General features: G+C 37.0%; 18 protein-coding genes. 1 reads left to right on the forward strand and 17 read right to left on the reverse strand.

From position 1 onward, the window contains the following. Positions 1-14 precede the first annotated feature (14 nt). The 7 genes from MLD65_RS15310 to MLD65_RS15340 form a co-directional block, all read right to left on the reverse strand. Entirely contained in the window at positions 15-944 is a 930-nt protein-coding gene (locus tag MLD65_RS15310; RefSeq protein WP_243292726.1) for a YybS family protein, read from the reverse strand. A gap of 258 nt (positions 945-1,202) precedes the next feature. Next, positions 1,203-1,442: a 30S ribosomal protein S18 gene (rpsR, locus tag MLD65_RS15315; RefSeq protein WP_243292727.1), complete on the reverse strand. Its 240-nt coding sequence runs from the start codon at positions 1,440-1,442 to the stop codon at positions 1,203-1,205. 42 nt (positions 1,443-1,484) lie between these two features. After that, entirely contained in the window at positions 1,485-2,003 is a 519-nt protein-coding gene (ssb, locus tag MLD65_RS15320) for a single-stranded DNA-binding protein (protein WP_243292728.1), read from the reverse strand. Between the two features lie 69 nt (positions 2,004-2,072). Further along, complete coding sequence (gene rpsF, locus MLD65_RS15325) at positions 2,073-2,360, reverse strand: 30S ribosomal protein S6 (RefSeq protein ID WP_243292729.1); 288 nt, start codon at positions 2,358-2,360, stop codon at positions 2,073-2,075. A gap of 150 nt (positions 2,361-2,510) precedes the next feature. Beyond that, positions 2,511-3,611 (reverse strand): redox-regulated ATPase YchF, encoded by a 1,101-nt coding sequence (ychF, locus tag MLD65_RS15330; RefSeq protein WP_243292730.1) that lies wholly within the window; start codon positions 3,609-3,611, stop codon positions 2,511-2,513. Between the two features lie 230 nt (positions 3,612-3,841). Further along, entirely contained in the window at positions 3,842-4,039 is a 198-nt protein-coding gene (locus MLD65_RS15335; RefSeq protein WP_243292731.1) for a DUF951 domain-containing protein, read from the reverse strand. 94 nt (positions 4,040-4,133) lie between these two features. Further along, positions 4,134-5,153 carry a YkvI family membrane protein gene (locus MLD65_RS15340; RefSeq protein ID WP_243292732.1) on the reverse strand — a complete coding sequence of 340 codons (1,020 nt, stop codon included), beginning with the start codon at positions 5,151-5,153 and terminating at the stop codon, positions 4,134-4,136. A gap of 86 nt (positions 5,154-5,239) precedes the next feature. Here MLD65_RS15340 and yyaC point away from each other — a divergent pair, with 86 nt between their 5' ends. Then, positions 5,240-5,860 (forward strand): spore protease YyaC, encoded by a 621-nt coding sequence (gene yyaC, locus MLD65_RS15345; RefSeq protein WP_243292733.1) that lies wholly within the window; start codon positions 5,240-5,242, stop codon positions 5,858-5,860. A gap of 96 nt (positions 5,861-5,956) precedes the next feature. On the opposite strand, the gene MLD65_RS15350 is transcribed toward yyaC, so the two are convergent. The 10 genes from MLD65_RS15350 to rpmH all read right to left on the reverse strand — a co-directional run bounded on the left by MLD65_RS15350 (position 5,957) and on the right by rpmH (position 16,035). Then, positions 5,957-6,811 (reverse strand): ParB/RepB/Spo0J family partition protein, encoded by an 855-nt coding sequence (locus MLD65_RS15350; RefSeq protein ID WP_243292734.1) that lies wholly within the window; start codon positions 6,809-6,811, stop codon positions 5,957-5,959. After that, on the reverse strand, positions 6,804-7,568 hold the full coding sequence (locus tag MLD65_RS15355) for a ParA family protein (protein ID WP_243292735.1): 765 nt from the start codon (positions 7,566-7,568) through the stop codon (positions 6,804-6,806). Before MLD65_RS15355 ends, MLD65_RS15350 begins: the two co-directional genes overlap by 8 nt. Before the next feature lie 285 nt (positions 7,569-7,853). Continuing rightward, positions 7,854-8,705 (reverse strand): nucleoid occlusion protein, encoded by an 852-nt coding sequence (gene noc, locus MLD65_RS15360; RefSeq protein WP_243292736.1) that lies wholly within the window; start codon positions 8,703-8,705, stop codon positions 7,854-7,856. Between the two features lie 260 nt (positions 8,706-8,965). Next, positions 8,966-9,682, reverse strand: coding sequence for a 16S rRNA (guanine(527)-N(7))-methyltransferase RsmG (gene rsmG, locus MLD65_RS15365; RefSeq protein WP_243292737.1), 717 nt, complete (start codon positions 9,680-9,682; stop codon positions 8,966-8,968). 75 nt (positions 9,683-9,757) lie between these two features. Continuing rightward, on the reverse strand, positions 9,758-11,647 hold the full coding sequence (gene mnmG / locus MLD65_RS15370; protein WP_243292738.1) for a tRNA uridine-5-carboxymethylaminomethyl(34) synthesis enzyme MnmG: 1,890 nt from the start codon (positions 11,645-11,647) through the stop codon (positions 9,758-9,760). A gap of 16 nt (positions 11,648-11,663) precedes the next feature. Beyond that, positions 11,664-13,049 (reverse strand): tRNA uridine-5-carboxymethylaminomethyl(34) synthesis GTPase MnmE, encoded by a 1,386-nt coding sequence (mnmE, locus tag MLD65_RS15375; RefSeq protein ID WP_347709312.1) that lies wholly within the window; start codon positions 13,047-13,049, stop codon positions 11,664-11,666. A 527-nt stretch (positions 13,050-13,576) separates the two neighbouring features. Then, the gene (jag, locus tag MLD65_RS15380; RefSeq protein ID WP_243292739.1) at positions 13,577-14,302 is read right to left on the reverse strand and encodes an RNA-binding cell elongation regulator Jag/EloR; all 726 of its coding nucleotides are present in this window, start codon (positions 14,300-14,302) and stop codon (positions 13,577-13,579) included. Continuing rightward, entirely contained in the window at positions 14,299-15,075 is a 777-nt protein-coding gene (gene spoIIIJ / locus MLD65_RS15385; protein ID WP_243292740.1) for a YidC family membrane integrase SpoIIIJ, read from the reverse strand. Before spoIIIJ ends, jag begins: the two co-directional genes overlap by 4 nt. A 116-nt stretch (positions 15,076-15,191) precedes the next feature. Further along, a complete protein-coding gene (gene rnpA, locus MLD65_RS15390) occupies positions 15,192-15,554 on the reverse strand; it encodes a ribonuclease P protein component (protein WP_243292741.1) in 363 nt (120 codons plus the stop codon). 346 nt (positions 15,555-15,900) lie between these two features. Continuing rightward, positions 15,901-16,035 carry a 50S ribosomal protein L34 gene (gene rpmH, locus MLD65_RS15395; RefSeq protein ID WP_243292742.1) on the reverse strand — a complete coding sequence of 45 codons (135 nt, stop codon included), beginning with the start codon at positions 16,033-16,035 and terminating at the stop codon, positions 15,901-15,903. Between the last annotated feature and the right edge of the window lie 197 nt (positions 16,036-16,232).

Consider the following 16,232-nt stretch of genomic DNA (forward strand, 5'->3'; position numbering starts at 1 on the left):
ACATTCACACTGCATCACCTTTTAAGCTTGCCACGCAAATCAAACCCTAAATCTATTATACCTAAAATTCGAATGAATTCTTGCACAGGATATGCAATTATGGCAATAACGACCGCAATCGTTGGAAGCCATTTCGACTGATTTTTCAAATAGCTGTAGTAAAAGATAAACGATAAACCTTGAACTAATAATAGCAGCTGCAAAACAATTGCAACATTAATGACTGCAACAAATAAAAAAGAGCCTTTCTCTATATTCATAAATTGCACCAAGATAACAACTAAGTAATACCAAATAATACTTTTTGGTAATTGCCACTCTCTAAACGGTTTTAATGGTTTATATTCTAGCTTTAACCGCGTTAATATAGGTCGATTTGCAATATGTGTCAATATAGCAAGGATAAAAGAAAAAATGACAATAACAGTAGGAAGTACCATACTTAGTAAGTCAAATTGATTCAGCATTTGATCGATTGCTTCTTTAGGAACTCCTTGCCCGAAAGAAGATAGTATATTTACCTGTTCTTGTAATGAACGCTTCATTTCATCTGCTATAACAGTAAATAAATTTAAATCAAACAATACAATAGACCCAATATACGTCAGAAGGGTGCCTACTAAAAATGAAAGTGTCCCAAACGAAAGAGCCATTAACGGTTGTTGTTTTTTATAAAAATACCCCATTGAAGTACCTGCGAGTCCACACATTATTGTAGCTGGAAGTGCTAAAACCGGATTAAGCAGGAAGGATGCAATTAACGCGCCCGCTAACATAAACCATGCAGTTTTTATATTATGCCGGTAGACAAAAAGAATAAAAGGCGTGGACAAAAAGAAAAACGCCACAACTTCAATGATTGGAACGTATATCGTAATAGCCAATAAAACAGTGTAAATTGCGAGAAGAATAGCTGCATCTGTTATTAAACGTGTCTGTTTCAAAACTACACCACCTTATTTCTTATTCCTATTTTAAATTGTTCATCTTATTCACGCAATCGCTTAGACGAATAATGTAGTCTTCATTTCAGTGTGGAGATTAATCATTGCTTATGTATTGATAATATAAGAAAAGTCGGCTAGCACTTGAAGCTAGATACCGAAGCCTTCATTAATCTTTAAATCCTTTATCAAAATGATATAAATTCTGATAATACAAAAAAGCAGTAAGGATCTGTAACCTCACTGCCTTTTATGATCTTATTTTTCTTCTGATACGTAAGGAAGTAAAGCCATTTGACGTGCACGTTTAATGGCTATCGTTAATTTACGTTGATATTTTGCGTTTGTACCTGTCACACGACGAGGTAAAATTTTACCACGCTCAGAGATAAATTTCTTTAATAAATCTACATCTTTGTAGTCAATATGTGTGATACCGTTAGCCGTAAAGAAACACACTTTACGACGCTTACCACGACCTCTACGTCCTCCTGCCATTTCAATTCCCTCCTTTTTCAATCAATAAACCGAACACTTTGTTTAAAATGGCAAATCATCATCTGATATGTCAATTGTTTGTCCATCATTGGCAAACGGATCATCATCAAAGCTTGTGTGGCCCTTATTGTTACGATTTTGATCTGGAGCACCGCCACCAAATGGGTTCGCATTTCCACTAGGATTGCCTTGGTTACCACCGTAGTAGTTTGGATTATTTCCTCCTGAACCACCAGAAGCATTTCTAGGTTCTAAAAACTGAACACTATCAGCAACTACTTCGGTCACATATACACGTCTTCCTGTTTGATCTTCATAGCTGCGTGATTGCAAGCGACCATCAACACCAGCAAGGCTACCCTTTTTCAAGAAGTTTGCTACGTTTTCTGCTGGTCGTCTCCATACGACACAGTTAATGAAGTCTGCTTCACGTTCCCCTTGCTGATTCGTAAATGTACGATTTACAGCAAGCGTAAATGTCGCAACAGCTACACCACTTGGCGTATAGCGAAGCTCAGGATCCTTCGTTAGCCGACCTACTAGTACGACACGATTCATCATATCAGAACCACTCCTAAAAACACTTTTGAGATGATTTTACCATCAAAAATACATTTATATCAAAACGAATTACTCTTCTTCTTTAATTACTAGATGACGTAAAATGTCTTCGTTAATTCTTGCTAAGCGGCTGAACTCATCAATCGCTTCATTATTAGAAGTAACGTTTAAAATCATGTAGAAACCTTCACGGAAATCGTTGATTTCGTAAGCAAGACGACGCTTACCCCACTCTTTTACTTCCGTAATCTCCGCACCATTTTCCGTTAAGATGCCGTTAAAACGTTCAACTAACGCTTTTTTCGCCTCTTCTTCAATGTTTGGGCGGATGATGTACATAATTTCGTATTTTCTCATCCTTCTGCACCTCCTTTTGGTCTAAACGGCCCTATTGGGCAAGGAGTAATTTTATACAATTACTCACAAGTAAAGATTATAACAAAATGAAATAGATGTTGCAACTCTCTCTTCATGAGGAGTTGCTAAGTTTAGACGTCCATTTTTGGATTATACATTAAAGCGGAAATGGATAACATCGCCGTCTTTTACATCGTAATCTTTTCCTTCAAGGCGTACCTTCCCAGCTTCTTTTGCAGCAGACATTGATCCAGCAGCTACTAAATCGTCGTAAGCAACGGTTTCGGCACGAATAAAGCCGCGTTCAAAGTCAGTATGGATAATCCCCGCACATTGAGGTGCTTTCATCCCTCTACGGAACGTCCATGCACGAACTTCTTGTTCACCTGCTGTAAAATACGTCGCTAATCCGAGCAAGCTATAAGAAGCTTTAATTAACTGATCAAGACCAGACTCTTCAATGCCAAGCTCCTCTAAGAACATGGCTTTCTCTTCGCCCTCTAGCTCGACAATTTCAGATTCAATTTTTGCACATACGACAATTACTTCTGCTCCCTCATTTTTCGCATATTCTCTCACTTGTTCAACGTACGGATTTTCAGAAGGATCCGCAACATCTTCTTCTCCAACATTTGCTACATACAGTACTGGCTTAATGGTTAATAAATGAAGCTGTTTGACATATTTCATTTGTTCCTCAGTAAACTCGAGCGTTCGAGCAGGTTTTTCATGTTCAAACGCTTCTTTTAATTTTACTAATATTTCATGTTCAAACATCGCCTGTTTGTCTTTTTGTTTCGCCATTTTCGCCACACGATCAATTCGCTTATCAACTGTTTCTAAGTCAGCTAATATAAGCTCTAAGTTAATCGTTTCAATGTCTGAAATAGGATCAACTCTTCCAGCAACGTGCGTAATATTATCATCACGGAAGCAACGAACAACTTGGCAAATCGCATCTACTTGACGAATATGCGATAAAAACTTATTTCCAAGACCTTCCCCTTTACTTGCTCCTTTTACAATGCCAGCAATGTCAGTGAATTCAAATGTTGTTGGAACTGTTTTCTTCGGCTTTACAAGCTCTGTTAGCTTTTGAAGGCGCTCATCCGGTACTTCTACAATTCCTACATTTGGGTCAATTGTACAGAACGGATAGTTTGCAGACTCTGCACCTGCTTGTGTAATTGCGTTAAATAATGTTGATTTCCCAACGTTCGGAAGACCAACGATACCTGCTGTTAATGCCATCTTTTCCACTCCTCTTTTTTATCAAAATCCGGATTTATTGAATCATTCGATAAACATACGAATTGTTCATATAAAAATAATTATGGCAATCAATCTCCACCAATTATAGAGTTGAACAACAAAAATGACAAGCTGTGACAATGAGATTGTGGCACTAATCAGATGTATTCCGTTTTTGTCCCTATTATCATTTTTCACATAATAAAACTGCTAGGAAATTCCTAACAGTTTTATTCCGCACATTTTTCTAAGATCTTTTTTAATTTTCTTGTAAACTCTCTTCTTGGCATGAGTACACTATGCCCACAACCTTCACATTTTATCCGGATGTCCATTCCCATACGAATAATTTTCCAACGGTTCTCCCCACAAGGGTGAGGCTTTTTCATTTCGACAATATCATTTAATTCATAATCTTTATCAATCATTGAAAGAATGTTCCTCCTTTCATCGATGTTCTATATTTCAGGAACAACGTCTCTTCCTATTTCCCTTGCTTTATAATAACATTTTACCAACATTTCAATCCCATTTGTAGCGGTTCGTAATCGGAAATAAAAGAATCGCAACAACTAAATACAAGTTAATTAAAGCATAGATAGGATACAAAATAGATACTAATGTAGCAAAGCCATACTTTGTAAAAGGAACCATTAACACAATAAAAAGAAAAGCCAACACCCATAATGGTATGTTTAAAATTTTCTTAAAACGAGTTGCTAGTCCAAAGATTCCTGCTGCCGCTGTCGTATAAATGGCCATCCAGAGCATAAAAGACATAATTAAAAACATAACATAAGGTGAATCGTCCAAAATAGCAAATAATGGTATCTCTATATGACTAACCTTGTCCGCTATTTGGGTTAACGTTTCATTGTATAAATAAGATATTCCCCCTAATATAACACCGCTGCCAATACTAGCAACTTTCGCTTCTGGTAACCCTTTTATTTCCTTTCCAATTGCCGATAATACAGCGACAATGGACAAAATATTTAAGGAGGTGAATGTAAAGGCAGCAGGCCAATTGTATTGCTCTTGCCAATTAAACGTCCATACATTTGCATGTTCCGTATGAAAGTGGAACAACACATATAATAGACCAATTAATAAGATCGGAATTAAAACACTATTCAACGACAATAATCCTTTCACGTCCCAAAGAAATAACAAGACGAGTAAAAAACAAAAGAAACCAATCCCTAACCAATATGGAACGGTTAATGCTTGTAAAGTCGCTCCCCCACCTGCAATCATAACAACTGTCGTCGTAAATAAATATAAAACAATTAAAACATCATAAACATGAGACAGCTTCGCTCCGATTAAACGCTCTAGCACCGGAAAAAAATGCTCAGACTGCTCTTCATAGCTTATTTTCATAATGACATAACAAGAGATAATAAAGAATATGGTAAATAAAATAATAGCAAGTCCACTTTCAAAGCCAAAAAATTGCCATAACTCCCGTCCTGATGCATACCCAGCACCAATAACCGTTCCAAGTATTAAATACATCCATTTAAAGCCTGCTCTCCACATACTTTTCACCCCAATTAGACATTCGCATGTATAGAAAAAATAATTCTTCCGTATACTGTTACTACTATGACGAGGGAGTGAATTCTATGAATCGAAACCTTAGCTTTTTTTCGTCAGAACAAGGCTCTCAACGTGTATTCCATGATAGTAAAGATGCAGTTTACGAAATAAGCAACCAAATCGTTCACTTACTTCCTAAGTTAAACATAAATTCCATTGTTGTCTTATGTATTGGGACAGATCGTTCAACTGGTGATTCACTTGGGCCGTTAGTGGGTTCCAAACTTCAACAAAAAAAAGTAGAGAACTTTTATGTTTACGGAACATTAAAAGACCCTGTTCACGCGGTTAATTTAGAGGAGAAAATTATACACCTTACAAACATTCATCGTAATCCATTTATTATAGCTGTTGATGCTTGCCTTGGAAGATTTAAAAATGTTGGAACCGTTCAAGTAGGATCTGGACCTGTCAAACCAGGTGCAGGTGTAAATAAAGTACTACCAGAGGTTGGAGATATCCACATAACCGGAATCGTCAACGTGAGTGGGTTTATGGAGTTTTTCGTTTTACAAAATACTCGCTTACATTTAGTCATGAGTATGGCAGATGTCATTGCGGAAAGTTTATTTACTGCATCTCAAGCGATTGAAGCGAATAAACGAATAAGAAAAACTCAAATGTATGAATCAAATATTAATTTATAATTCATACTATTCTGCTAATTTCAAGTCTTTTTTTCATCCATTTCTTCAATAATTCCTATTTTTTCAGAAAAAAAGAGCCATCACGTAACGGATGGCTCATGAGGAAATATTGGTATCGAGTAACTCTAAAATTCTCTCTAAATCATCTTTTGAAAAAAACTCAATCTCGATTTTTCCTTTTTTCTTTTGTTGTTTTATATGAACAGATGTACCTAACTTTTCTCTTAAAAAGGATTCTCTTTCTCGAATAAATACATCCTTCTCTATTTTTTGATTTTTTGTTTCACGTGAAACAGGTTCGTTTAGTTGTTGAACAAACTTTTCTACTTGCCGAACATTTAGTTGTTCCTTCATTATTTTTTCTGCTAAAGGTTTGATCTTTTCTTTCTTTTTTAGGCCAAGTAACGCTCTTCCATGTCCCATTGAAAGTTTATGTTCAGAGATTAACTGTTGTACATATGGAGGTAGTGCAAGCAACCGTAAATGATTGGCGATATGAGGGCGACTTTTTCCAAGGCGTTTAGCTAACTCTTCCTGCGTTATGTGTAGATGTTCAATCAACGATTGATAGGCCTTCGCTTCTTCTATTGGTGTTAAGTCCTCACGTTGCAAGTTTTCAAGCAAAGCAAGCTCCATCATCTGTTGATCATTCAAGTCTCGAACAACGGCTGGCACACTATCAAGTCCTGCTTCTTTAGCAGCTCGAAACCTCCGTTCACCAACAACAATTTCATACCCTTTAATACTTTTTCGAACAATAATAGGTTGTAAAACACCGTGCTGTAAAATTGATTCTTTTAGTTCGTCAATCGTACTTTGTTCAAATGTCTTCCGAGGTTGATAAGGATTTGGCCGCAATTCTTTCAACTTAATTTCTTGGACAATTTCTTCTTTGGCAACTTCCACACTTGAAAATAATGCATTTATGCCTTTTCCCAACCCTCTAGCCATTCATCGTCACCACTTCCTTCGCTAATTCTAAATACACTTCAGCACCTCGTGACTTCATATCATAGAGAATTATAGGTTGTCCATGGCTTGGAGCTTCGCTTAATCGAATATTACGTGGGATTATTGTTTGATACACTTTGTCTTGGAAATATTTTTTCACCTCGTCAATGACTTGAATGCCTAAATTTGTTCGGGCATCTAGCATCGTGAGTAATACTCCTTCAATCATTAAATCTGAATTTAAATGCTTTTGCACTAAACGAATTGTATTTAATAATTGACTAAGTCCCTCAAGGGCGTAGTATTCACATTGAACAGGAATTAATACTGAATCAGAAGCGGTTAAGGCATTGATTGTTAGTAAACCGAGAGAGGGAGGACAGTCAATGATTATATAATCATAATTGTGCTTGACCGTTTCTAATGCACGTTTCAACCGTACCTCACGGGAAATCGTTGGGACAAGCTCTATTTCTGCCCCGGCTAATTGAATCGTAGCTGGAATGACATCAAGCTGTTCAATTTGTGTCGCCTTAATGACTTGACCTACTGCTGTATCCTCAACGATTATGTCGTATATACAGTGGTCGACATCCGCTTTATCAATCCCTACACCGCTTGTAGCGTTCCCTTGTGGGTCAATATCAACTAAAAGAACCCTTTTTCCAATATGGGCTAAACACGCACCAAGATTAACAGAAGTTGTCGTTTTCCCGACCCCTCCTTTTTGGTTCGCTATGGAAATTATTCTCCCCACGGTGTCACCTGCTTTCCACTACTTCAAAATGTTTCATAATGTATATTTTATCATGAAAAGTGAAGAATGTTGTTTATTTTCTCAAACTGAAATACGAAGATTCCTCACTTTTACTGATTTTACAAAAAATTAAGAAAGTGAATCTTAGAAAAGCGTGAGGTGATTGGACTCGAGGAGATAGGTGGCTTTCACTAGACAGCAAAGACTCCATTAACCCTTGAAAACTTTATCAAAATGATAAAAATTTTATACTAAAATTAAAAACTCTTCACGTAATGTGAAGAGTTACTTCGGAATTTTAATGGTAAATTGAATATAATCATCAAATTCTTCTTCTTCTGAATCGATTTTGACGCCTGTTTCTTGCACCATATTTAATGATTGCCGAATCGTATTCATCGCAATACGTGTGTCACGGCTAAAGGCTTTACGTTTTGGTTTCGGCTTTCGTACATCTTTTTCAAGCATTTTAACAACACGGTCTTCCGTTTGTTTAACATTTAATTTTTTCTCAATAATTTCATGAAGTAATTTTATTTGTAATTCTTGATTTTTCAATGGAATTAAGGCACGAGCATGTCTTTCAGTTATTTCTTTTTTTAATAGTGAATCCTGTACTTCTTGAGGAAGCTTTAATAAGCGTAATTTATTGGCAATGGTAGATTGCCCTTTCCCTAAACGTTGGGCGAGCGCTTCTTGTGTTAATTGGTGCAGCTCAAGTAATTTCGCATAAGCAACAGCTTCTTCAATTGCAGATAACTCTTCCCGCTGTAAATTTTCGATTAACGCTACTGAGGCGGTTTCTGTATCATTAAGATCTTTTATAATAGCTGGTATTTCTTCCCAACCAAGTGATTGGACTGCTCTCCATCTTCTTTCCCCGGCAATAATTTCGTATTGATCGTCCATTTTCCGTACAACAATCGGCTGAATAATACCATGAGTATGAATAGTTTGGGCTAATTCTTTAATTTTTTCATCTACAAAAATTGTGCGAGGTTGATATCGGTTCGGTACAATTTTATGAACAGGAATCTTTAACACTTCATCTTTCCTAAGTTCATCAACTTGTTCTTTAACTCGTTCCGCCACATCTTTTTCCCCTAAACCAAATAAACGAGAAAAAGGATGTTTCATATGCTGACACCACCTTTAGAAACTACCACCTTAAATTAATTCTTGTTTCCTAGACTATTTTCCTGCTAAGCACAAACAATCTGTCATAAAAAAACGAAGCGTTACTTGAACAGGACAAGTCTATGTTCCTATCAATACGATTAATTGAGGTGGTTAAAACAATACTATTTTTCCATTGTACGGACACGTAAATGAACCATTATTCATTGTTTTATCCTACTCTTAACGGACAGTAAGCCCCCACGGAATGATATTTCACTTTATTCAATCGGCATTTTGTTCGGTGTGCCAGGTTTACGAGGATATTTTTTCGGAGTAGCGCGTTCTTTTCGGATTACAATAATATTCCGCTCACTTTCTTCCAATGGCAATTTAAAGTTTGAAACATGTTGAACTGTACCACCAAGTAGGGAAATCGCCTTATTCGCTTTTTCTAGTTCTTCTTGAGCAGACGATGCTTTTAAAGCTACAAAGTCTCCATTTACTTTTACAAGTGGCAGGCAAAGCTCACTTAAAACAGATAATCTTGCAACTGCTCTTGCCGTAACAAGGTCAAACGACTCACGGAACTGTTTATTTTGTCCAAAAGTTTCAGCCCGGTCGTGATAAAACGATACATGCTTCAAATTCAGTTCTTGTGCTAAATGGTCTAAAAAAGTAATTCGCTTTTTTAACGAGTCCACAATCGAAATATGTAAATGCGGGAAGCAAATTTTTAACGGAATACTCGGAAATCCTGCTCCTGCCCCAACATCACAAAGAGACAGCGGTTTTGAAAAATCATAATAAAAGGCAGCCGAAATAGAATCATAAAAATGCTTTAAATACACTTCTTTTTTTTCTGTAATGGATGTTAAATTAATTTTTTCATTCCATTCTACAAGCACCTCATAGTAACGTTCAAATTGCTGAAGCTGCTGAGAGTTAAGCTGAATCCCTTTATCCTCAAGTTGTTGCTGAAATTGTGCTATTTCCATTTATCAACACTTCCATCATTTATTTTTGATTAAACGGGTAGCTGTCAGTTAACAAACTACCCGTTGATTACTGCATTACTCATTTGATACACGAGCAATACGGCCTTGTTCAAGATATACGAGTAAAATCGAAATATCTGCTGGATTTACACCAGAAATACGAGAGGCTTGAGCGACAGAAAGCGGACGCACTTCTTTTAGCTTATGACGCGCTTCCGTCGCAATCCCTGTAATGGCATCATAATCAATATTTTCTGGGATTTTTTTGTTTTCCATTCGCTTTAGCTTCTCGACTTGTTGAAGGGATTTTTCAATGTATCCTTCATATTTAATTTGAATTTCAACTTGTTCTTCAACATCATGACTAAGAGCTGCTTCAGCAGGTGCTAAAATTTTAATATGTTCATAATTCATTTCTGGACGTTTTAGTAAGTCAAATGCGCGAATTCCGTCTTTTAACTCACTTCCGCCTGAATTTTTAATTAGTTCCTGCACTTGAGCTGTTGGCTTAATGATAATCGAATAAAGTCGTTTTTTCTTTTTTTCGATCGCTTCTTTTTTGGCTACAAACTTCTTGTAACGCTCTTCTGATATGAGACCAATTTCATGCCCGATCTCCGTTAATCGTAAATCAGCATTATCGTGACGTAATAGGAGACGATACTCGGCGCGAGACGTTAATAAACGATATGGCTCATTCGTTCCCTTCGTCACGAGATCATCAATTAAAACACCGATATAAGCATCCGAACGACTTAATATCACTTCTTCTTTGTTTAATGCTTTTCTTGCCGCATTAATTCCAGCCATAATTCCTTGGCCAGCCGCTTCTTCATAACCTGACGTTCCATTAATTTGGCCAGCAGTATACAGATTTTTCACTTTCTTTGTTTCTAATGTTGGCCATAATTGTGTCGGAACGATCGCATCGTATTCAATCGCATAGCCAGCGCGCATTAATTGAGCTTTTTCTAATCCTGGAATCGTTGCAAGCATTCTTCGCTGAACATCTTCTGGTAAACTCGTTGAAAGACCTTGAACGTACACTTCCTCTGTATTACGCCCTTCAGGCTCAAGGAAAATTTGGTGTCTCGGTTTATCATGGAAACGAACGACCTTATCTTCAATAGAAGGACAATAACGTGGTCCAGTTCCTTTAATCATACCTGAAAACATTGGCGAACGATGTAAGTTGTCATCAATAATTTGATGTGTTTCTTCACTTGTATAGGTTAACCAGCATGGTAGTTGATCGGTAATATATTTTGTCGTTTCATAAGAGAAAGCACGCGGCGTTTCATCACCAGGTTGAATTTCTGTTTTGCTGTAATCAATTGTTTGGCTATTCACACGGGGCGGTGTTCCTGTTTTAAACCGAACAAGATCAAAGCCGAGCTCTTGTAAATGCTCAGATAGTTTAATGGACGGCTGCTGGTTATTCGGACCGCTAGAATAAGCTAAGTCTCCGAGAATAATTTTTCCTCTTAAAAATGTCCCTGTTGTTAATACAACCGTTTTGGCACGATATTCCGCCCCCGTCTGTGTGATTACACCTTTACATTCGCCGTCCTCAACAATTAATGAATCGACCATTCCTTGTAAAAGTGTTACGTTTGGTTCACTTTCTAACGTTTTCTTCATTTCATGCTGATATAAAAATTTATCAGCTTGTGCACGTAATGCGCGAACAGCAGGACCTTTACCGGTATTTAACATGCGCATTTGGATATGGGTTTTGTCGATATTTTTCCCCATTTCTCCACCTAATGCATCAATTTCTCGAACAACAATACCTTTTGCTGGCCCACCAACTGACGGATTACATGGCATGAAAGCGACCATATCGAGATTAATGGTAATGACTAACGTTTTGGCTCCTATTCTCGCTGCCGCAAGACCGGCCTCACACCCAGCATGACCTGCTCCAACAACGATTACATCAAAAGAACCTGCTTCGTATCCCACTTCAAACCCTCCTTTATTATTTTCCTAAGCAAAATTGGGAAAAGAGTTGATCGATTAAACTTTCGTGTACAGCATCACCAATGATTTCACCTAGCAATTCCCATGAGCGAGTTAAATCAATTTGTACAATATCTATCGGGATTCCTTGTTCAATACCGTTCAATGCATCGTCAATCGCTTTTTTTGCCTGTGTCAATAGTGATATGTGTCGTGTATTAGAAACATATGTTAAGTCACCTGATTGAATATTTCCGGCAAAGAATAAAGAACTAATGGCTTCTTCTAATTTGTCAATTCCTTCTTCTTCTTTTAAAGAAGTCGTGACAACGGAACGACCATTTGCCAGTTTGCTTACTTCATTTAAGTCAATTTGCTTAGGTAAGTCCGTTTTATTGACAATAACGATATAATCCATTCCTTTAACCGCTTCAAATAGCTGTCTATCTTCATGGGATAACGTCTCATTATAGTTTAAAACTAGCAAAATTAAATCCGCCTCTTTTAACACTTGTCTTGAGCGTTCAACACCAATTCGCTCTACAATGTCTTCAGTCTCACGGATACCTGCTGTATCTACGAGTCGAAGCGGCACGCCTCGAACATTTACGTATTCTTCAATAACATCACGTGTTGTACCAGGTATATCTGTTACAATCGCTTTATTTTCATGCACTAAACCGTTAAGTAAAGACGATTTCCCTACATTCGGACGCCCGATAATAACCGTTGACAAGCCTTCTCGCAAAATTTTTCCTTGCTCCGACGTTTGAAGGAGCTTCTCAATTTCTCTTTTTACATATTGAGCTTTTTCAATTAAAAGTTGATGCGTCATTTCTTCCACATCATCATATTCTGGGTAATCAATATTCACTTCCACATGAGCTAACGTTTCTAATAGTTCTTGACGAAGACGCTTAATTAATTTTGAAAGACGTCCTTCCATTTGACCAAGCGCAACATTCATCGCACGGTCTGTTTTTGCGCGAATTAAATCCATAACCGCTTCAGCTTGTGATAAATCGATCCGTCCGTTTAAAAAGGCACGTTTTGTAAATTCTCCTGGATCCGCAAGACGCGCCCCATGAGTTAAAACAAGCTGCAAAACACGATTTACGGTTACTAATCCGCCGTGACAGTTAATTTCTACAACATCTTCACGCGTAAAAGTTTTTGGAGCCCGCATAACGGACACCATAACTTCTTCAACAACTTGTTCACTTTCTGGATCGACGATATTTCCATAATGGATCGTATGTGTCGGCACATCAGCTAACGACTTATTGGTAGGACTTCTAAAAATTTTATCGGCAATTTGGATGGCTTCATCACCAGTTAAACGAACAATGGCAATCGCCCCTTCACCCATCGGTGTTGAAATAGCAGCAATCGTATCAAATTCCACTTTTAATCACCTCACTTACTCAATATGTATCTATATAAAAAATGGATTTGAGTGAATTCAAAAAAGTATAACCAAAACTTTAAGATATCATAATGTAATCAACTAGAAAAGATAGAAAACGGCATGATATAACAATCTACGATAACATGACAAAAAATCCCCTAAAAATATCCACAATGACGGAAAACACCATTCTCATTTTAACTTATCCACATGTTAATAACAATATTTTCAACCTTTCGAAAACGCTCTCGTTATGTTAAGTTTAATCAAAACCGTATCTCTTTACACATTTTTCCCCAATAATACTTTTACAGCAAAAGAAAAGCCAAGGCCTTGCTCAACCTTGGGCAAATAAAACGCTCAAGAAGAGAAGGCGTTCTTTCCCTTCTTTTCCTGAGGGACTAGACGCTGGCTATATAGACAAGCAAGACTCCATTAACCCTTGAAAACTATACCAAACTGATATTAAGTTTTGCTCATACTAAAAAAAGCCGGAAAGACTATGTCTTTCCGGCTTTGAAAGGCTATGAACGAATAGGTGCTATAACGATATATCGATGTGGATCCGTGCCTTCTGAATATGTTTCAACACGGTTGTCGTTAACAAGAGCAGAGTGGATAATTTTCCTTTCAAAAGAAGGCATCGGTTCTAAGGAAACTTCTTGATTCATTTTAACGGCTTTGTTCGCTAATTTTTTGGCTAATTGGATCAACGTTTCTTCTCTTCGTTTCCGGTAATTCTCAGCATCCAAAACAACTTGGACGTATTCCTTTGAATATCTATTCACAACTAATTGCGTCAGTAATTGTAGTGAATTTAATGTTTGTCCGCGCTTGCCAATTAAAATCGCTAGCTTTTCGCCCTCCATATTAAAATGAATCGTTTTTTTATCTCGTTTCACATGTATGAAGGCTTCTACCCCCATATTTTTCAAAACTTTTTTCAAGAAGATCTTCGCTTCATCGACTGGGTCTACCTCAATTTCCTCCTGGATAGCAGCTGTTTCAGAGGATTTTGGGAATAATTCTGACACCGTTTCTTTTAACGGATTAAACTCCTCTGCAGCAACATCCTCTTTCACTAACTTCACATTGACAATAGCAGGCTTTTGACCAAAAATGCCTAAAAACCCTTTTTTTCCTTCATCAATAACACGAACTTCCACTTCATCCTTCGTAACTTTTAACTTCTCTAAAGCAGAGTTAACTGCTTCATCTACAGTTGAACCGGTAGATGTTATTTCTCTCACTTTTGCGCTCCTCCCGCCTTTTCAGAGGCATTTCGAATGTCAGGGCCTTTCACAATAAGTGTTTGTACAATCATAAATATATTACCTACAACCCAGTAAAGTGATAACGCAGCCGGGAAGCTAATAGCAAAGATAACAATCATGATCGGCATAAGGTATAGCATCGTTTGCATTTGCGGGTTAACACTTTCCGTTCCAGCCATCATTAGCTTTTGTTGAACAAATGTTAATGCGCCAGCTAAAATTGGTAAAATGAAGAATGGATCTTTTTCCCCTAAATCAAACCAAAGGAAATTATGATTCGCAATTTCCTGTGTACGCATAATAGCATGGTAAAATCCAATTAAAATTGGCATTTGAATTAAAAGTGGAAAGCAGCCAGCAAGTGGGTTTACACCGTGTTTTTGGAAAAGAGCCATCGTCTCTTGTTGTAGCTTCTGCTGTGTTTGCTGATCCTTTGAACTATATTTTTCCCGAAGCTTCAAGATCTCAGGTTGCAGTGCTTGCATCGCCTTTGAGTTTTGCGTTTGTTTAATCATTAGCGGTAAAATAACTAATCGAATTAAGAGCGTAACAATAATAATCGATAAACCATAATCATTTCCTAATAATTCAGCAAAATATGTAATTAACCATGAAAGAGGATATACAATATATTGGTTCCAAAATCCTTCGCTTTCTTTTGTTATCGGTTCATTAATCTCTGTACATCCTGCTAAGATCGAGACAAGACCGATAAGTCCTATCAGTAATAATATTCGCCTTTTCAACAATATTTCCTCCTAACAACGAAAAAATTCTCTTGTATATACGCTTACACTCAATCTACAAAAGTATTGTACCATCTTTTTTCTTGAATCAGAAATTTAATTTTTCACAAATGTAACCTTTATTTTTGAATCTTTGTGGAAGGTTTTCGATATATATTCGTTTTACGAAAGAGATGGAGTAAACTTTTATGGACTTCATGGTAATTCATTTCAGCAGCTGGCTTTCGAGCTATTATAATATAATCTTTCCCTTTAATAATATTTTCTTTTTCTTCAAGAAAAACTTGACGAATATATCGTTTAATTTGGTTGCGGACAACCGCTTTACCAATTTTTTTACTCACTGAAAGACCGAGACGAAACTCGACTTCTTCTGGCTGATCCAGCATATAAATGACAAACTGCCGATTTGCCATCGATTTCCCGTTTTTAAATACTTTTTGAAATTCATCATTTTTTTTTATACGGTTTCTTTTCTTCATATCCTTCACTCCGAAAAAAGATGGATCTTATTCGTTCAACAGTTCCACCTTCATTGTTTCAAATTCTCCCTTTATTTAAACAGGTTTTAAATTAATTTTTATTTTGGAGCATGTTTTATTTCCTACTTAATCTTCCTTAATTTTATAGCAAATGGACAATTCGCATCCTTTGAGAGACAACATAATGAACGGTTGGTTAAATCTAGTGCCACCACCTAGCGGCTCAAGAAAGGAGGAAGAAAGAGCATCTTCTATTCTAAGCCGCTTCGTGACCGTGTGGTTAATAAAAAGGAACATCACTTTTATTGTATGAAAGCATAAAAAGACCACTGACTTGTTCAGTGGCCTATGCTGATAATACTTTTCTTCCTTTACGACGACGACGAGCAATAACTTTACGTCCGTTAGCAGAACTCATACGGCTACGGAAACCATGAACTTTACTGCGCTTACGTTTGTTTGGTTGAAACGTTCTTTTCACTTTATGACACCTCCCTGAGGAATAGCTGTTAAAGACAGTCTTTCTAATTATAGAGAATAGGTATGAATATTGTCAACTGATCATACCGAGTTAAATTTAGCCAGTACCTTGTGGATGAATTTTCGACATAAATTTCATTATCCACACACGTTATCGACAGGTTTTTCACATCTTCACCCCTTGTGGACAATTTTTTC

The organism is Bacillus sp. FJAT-47783 (assembly GCF_022808615.1).
Lineage (GTDB): Bacteria > Bacillota > Bacilli > Bacillales > Aeribacillaceae > Bacillus_BZ.

Coding starts and splice junctions, on each gene's coding strand:
- MLD65_RS15340 (WP_243292732.1), bottom strand. CDS start 5,153: ATGTGGAGAGCAGGCTTTAAATGGATGTATTTAATACTTGGAACGGTT.
- rpsF (WP_243292729.1), bottom strand. CDS start 2,360: ATGAGAAAATACGAAATTATGTACATCATCCGCCCAAACATTGAAGAA.
- rsmG (WP_243292737.1), bottom strand. CDS start 9,682: ATGGAAATAGCACAATTTCAGCAACAACTTGAGGATAAAGGGATTCAG.
- MLD65_RS15335 (WP_243292731.1), bottom strand. CDS start 4,039: ATGATTGATAAAGATTATGAATTAAATGATATTGTCGAAATGAAAAAG.
- rpsR (WP_243292727.1), bottom strand. CDS start 1,442: ATGGCAGGAGGACGTAGAGGTCGTGGTAAGCGTCGTAAAGTGTGTTTC.
- yyaC (WP_243292733.1), top strand. CDS start 5,240: ATGAATCGAAACCTTAGCTTTTTTTCGTCAGAACAAGGCTCTCAACGT.
- ychF (WP_243292730.1), bottom strand. CDS start 3,611: ATGGCATTAACAGCAGGTATCGTTGGTCTTCCGAACGTTGGGAAATCA.
- rnpA (WP_243292741.1), bottom strand. CDS start 15,554: ATGAAGAAAAGAAACCGTATAAAAAAAAATGATGAATTTCAAAAAGTA.
- ssb (WP_243292728.1), bottom strand. CDS start 2,003: ATGATGAATCGTGTCGTACTAGTAGGTCGGCTAACGAAGGATCCTGAG.
- MLD65_RS15350 (WP_243292734.1), bottom strand. CDS start 6,811: ATGGCTAGAGGGTTGGGAAAAGGCATAAATGCATTATTTTCAAGTGTG.
- noc (WP_243292736.1), bottom strand. CDS start 8,705: ATGAAACATCCTTTTTCTCGTTTATTTGGTTTAGGGGAAAAAGATGTG.